Below are 4361 nucleotides of genomic sequence, written 5' to 3' on the forward strand. Positions count from 1 at the left end.
CCGGTTCTAACTTGAAATAAAGTAAGATTTTATGACCTTACTTTTAACTAACTATAAATATATACGAGAAGAAATCAAATGTGGTTTTATAAAAACAAAAAAACTGCTTGAAATTAATCAAGCAGTTTTTTAAATTGATTTTTTTGGATATTAAAAAGGAGCAGCCAGATAAGGAAAGCTTTCCAAAAATGGTTTATCATTTTCAGAAACACCATCACTAATTAATAGAGGTTGCTCACCGCTTCCATCATTAAAAGGAGTATTGATATCCGGTCCTCCAAAAATTAACATCAAATGAAAATCCATAACATCATCGCCAAGTTTTCGGCCTGTTAGTGTTGTTGTACCGTCAAAAAATGTTGTCGAGCCATTTTGTGCAACCCAAAGCACATCATTTGAAAGCATAGAAATAAAATCTGTAGCACCCTGTCCTAGTACATTTCCTCCATTAGTCGTATAATCAGGATTCAGCGACTCTAAATTCATCAACATATCATCAGTAAAAAGCGCGTTCATTTCAGATGGAATAGTTGTGTTAAAGTCATCGCGAAACCCCTCGGTAACAAAAACAATTGAAACTGCAGGTCTTCCAACTTGATCTTCCTGAGCGTATGTTCCTGAAAAATCAATACCTTCTGGTCCTTGCTCACATGGCAAACAATTTGAACCGCCACAATCAATTCCATCTTCATCGCCATTTTGAATGCCATCCTCACAGGTGGCTTCAGGATCAATAATATTATTATTGTCATCTTCACTACACTGAACCAAAGCCAATGCAGTAATAAATAAAAAGCTTATATAGAGTATTTTCTTCATTTTCAAATTTCTTTATTGTTTTCTTTTAGTTTCAACCCACATCGAATATGTAGGGGTTGTTGGTTCAAAAGGGTTTGCTCCTACAGACCCGGCACCTAACATTGATTTAGGTATTTCAATGGCAATAGAGAGCACATTTTTTTCAGCAAAAGTATCTTCACCTTCGACATTAAAATCTGATACCTGACCACTAACAATAGCATTATACCGATTTAAATCAAAAAAGAAGGGATCATCTCTAGGGCCGGCAAAAAACTTCATATTATTGTTTTCAGAAACAATAGCCTCAGCATCTGTCGTGCCTTCAGAAATAGCTACTTTATTTGCTGTTGCAAATGTTGCAATTTCACTTTGCAAACCGGTCGAAGCAGGTACTGTGGGACCAAAAAAGTACATTGTATCACCTCTCTTAATTGATTGAATAACCAAGTCCTCAACTAAATCACCCGTGGTGTCTATATTGAACTCAACCAAAACGTCTTCATCAAATTCGGCATTTTCAGTGGCTGTACCTGAGGGTAAAAATCCTTGTAAATTGGCAATTAAAACCAAGTTATTACTGTTTTCACCTTCAAAGGCATAAAAGCTGCTGATATCTGAAGTTGTGCCGGTGACTGACGGGGCGTCAATATGATCACCAGATATTAAAAAAGGAGTTCCTGCAATGAGCAAACCAATTGCCACTATCGAAACTATGTGTGTCTTCTTCATAAATTTAAAGTTTATAATTATATCTTAAATTGTTTTTTCTAAATCTTTATTTGCATAACAACGTTCAAAAATAGACAATATTTGGTGACTATTTAATAAACTTTAGCTGTAAATTTGCAATTAAATTAGAGATACGAGTTTATGAACCCCTCCGCTTCAGGCTGGATTGACAAATATATTTTTATTTTAGAAAAGGAGAAGCTTACTTTTTCTTTTGAAAATGATAATGCTTTTTATAAAAATCTTCGTAAAAATGGTTTCATTTATGGCTTGTCAGTTGAAACTCTTGTCCCAATTGACACCGCGAATTTAAAATTAACTGAAGAAGAAATTGCCAAAGTCAACACTCTTCAGGCATTGATGTACTTATATTTCTCACATCACAAAAACTTGAACTATCAAAACTGCATAACTCATCTCAATCAGTTTTATGAAAAATTAAGTGAAAAGAAAAGTAGTTTGGTTCCTTCGATGAAATTTAATTTAAGTGAATCAAAAAAACTGGAGTTTGTTTTAAAAAAAAGAATTGAAAAAACAAAAAGTGTAGACAAATCACCCTTTGAACAAATTGTGACAAATGCTCTTCTGTTCCTTGATATTTTGGCATACAAAATATTTTTAAAAAACGATAAAATCTCCCCAAAAAGTTATGCAGAAAACCTTGAGACCATTTTATTGCAAAGTTGCTTTTTAGCACTCCACACAAAAACTCAAAAAACCAAATATGACAAGCTATTGCTCGAAATGTTTGAAACATCGACCTTACAACATGCCTATTTTCCAGATTCAGATTTTTTAATCCATAAAATTAATTTTGAATTGCTGAATGACCCGTTAGAAAAAATGTACCTTATTGATTTATGCACTCTGGCTGTATGGAATGACCAAAAACTAGAACACACAGAAACAGAGTTTTTAAAGCAATTATGCAAAAAACTAAACTTGCACCATAATTATGCGGTATTAAGTTTTGAAATGCTCAAAACATTTGTAATTAAACATACAACTTCAGTTAATTTATTTCAATATACCTATCCTGCTAAGCAATTTTACAATCAATCTTCGAAAATGGTCAAGCTTCTTATTTTAAGGAACAAAAATAGATTGATCAAAGAGCTTTCACAAAGTAAAGAACTCATTAAACTTCTTGGTAAATCAACAGTAAAAGATCTTTCAACAGCTGAAAAAACACTTATAAAAGAACAACTCTTTGATATATTTAAATCAATTCCCTCGTTAACAATATTCTTATTGCCGGGAGGCTCGCTTTTATTGCCACTTTTAATAAAATTTATCCCTCAATTATTGCCCAGTGCCTTCGATGACAATAAAATACCCAAAAAATAAATTCATCGTTTAAAGCAAATAATTCAGCCTCAATTTTTATCTTTGAAAACCTCAATAGTCTTAAAATCGTTAGTCTGGAATGCAGTTTAAAAACCCTGAATTACTTTATGCCCTCTTTTTACTTGTAATTCCCATCATTGTCCATCTTTTCCAGCTGAGAAAATTCAAAAAAACCCCTTTTACCAACCTTAAGTTTTTAAAAGCCGTATCGCTTCAAACCAGAAAAAGTTCAACAATAAAAAAATGGCTGGTTTTAATGTCACGCCTATTTGCCCTTGCCTGTATTATTTTAGCGTTTGCACAGCCCTATTTTTCAACCAAAGAAAGTTTTAAAACCGAAACCCAAACCATTGTTTATCTTGATAACTCCTTAAGTCTACAAGCAAAAGGATCTCAGGGAGAACTACTTAAAATGGTTGCTCAACAAATCTATAAAAATCCAAACCTTCCGGATGAATTAAGCTGGTTTACAAACAACTCCAGTAGCACCAATGCAACAAAAGAAGAGTTTAAAAACTCTCTGCTGGATATCGACTATAGTTCAAATTCGCTATCCTATAGTGAAGCACTTTTGAAAGCCGAAGCACTTTTCTCAAAAAATACAAACATTCAAAAAAACCTGATTTGGATTTCAGATTTTCAGGAGCAAGAAAATTTTCCTGAAATCAACCTGAATAACACAAACATTACAACTGTTCAGCTAACACCGACAAACACCAATAACATATCAGTTGACAGTGTTTTTGTTTCCTCGATGAGCTCAACTAATTTAGAACTTTCAGTATTACTTTCTAACTTTGGTGAAACTATAGATAATGTTCCTATTGCACTCTTTCAAGACGACGAACTTATAGCAAGAACTTCCGTAAGGGTTGAGACAAATCAGTCTTCTATAGCAACTTTTGAAATTGAAGACTCAAACTTTAACGGAAGAATTTCCATTTCTGACCAATCAGTCTTGTTTGATAACGAACTGTATTTTAACATCAACAAAAAAAACAAGATAAAAGTACTATCAATCAATCAGGAAAATGACACTTTTTTAAATAAGATTTATACAACCGACGAGTTTGATTATAAATCTCAAAATCTTCAAAACCTTGATTTTAATATAATTCAGGAACAAAATACGATTATTTTAAACGGCCTGAGTGCTATAAATACACCCTTACAAAATGCACTGATTTCTTTTTCTGAAACTGGAGGCACATTAGTAATTATTCCGGTAATAGAAATAGATAATCCCTCATTCAATCAGTTTTTAAACTCTTTATATTTTGGTTCTATAAACAAAGTCAAACAAACTGAAAGTCAAATAACAACAATACATTTTTCTCATCCTATTTATAATAATGTGTTTGAAAACAGCGTGACAAACTTTCAATATCCGACTGTTAAAAAGAGCTTTACTCTTTTACAAAAGCATACTCCGGTACTTTCTTATGATGATAAAAATGTTTTTTTAATGCAAAAGGATAAAACGT

At 32.6% G+C, this 4361-nt stretch carries 4 protein-coding genes; 2 read left to right on the plus strand and 2 right to left on the minus strand.

Annotation, left to right across the window (positions count from 1 at the left end):
* Positions 1–150 precede the first annotated feature (150 nt).
* The gene (locus AACY61_RS09375; RefSeq protein WP_339611315.1) at positions 151–819 is read right to left on the minus strand and encodes a DUF4331 family protein; all 669 of its coding nucleotides are present in this window, start codon (positions 817–819) and stop codon (positions 151–153) included.
* A 12-nt stretch (positions 820–831) separates the two neighbouring features.
* Complete coding sequence (locus AACY61_RS09380; protein WP_339611316.1) at positions 832–1530, minus strand: DUF4331 family protein; 699 nt, start codon at positions 1528–1530, stop codon at positions 832–834.
* Positions 1531–1671: 141 nt separating this feature from the next.
* Here AACY61_RS09380 and AACY61_RS09385 point away from each other — a divergent pair, with 141 nt between their 5' ends.
* Positions 1672–2877: an LETM1-related biofilm-associated protein gene (locus AACY61_RS09385; protein WP_339611317.1), complete on the plus strand. Its 1206-nt coding sequence runs from the start codon at positions 1672–1674 to the stop codon at positions 2875–2877.
* A 79-nt stretch (positions 2878–2956) separates the two neighbouring features.
* Positions 2957–4361: BatA domain-containing protein (locus AACY61_RS09390; RefSeq protein ID WP_339611318.1), on the plus strand; the 1405-nt coding region annotated here is incomplete at its 3' end.

This window comes from uncultured Planktosalinus sp., from assembly GCF_963973675.1.
In the GTDB taxonomy this organism is placed as follows: domain Bacteria; phylum Bacteroidota; class Bacteroidia; order Flavobacteriales; family Flavobacteriaceae; genus Planktosalinus.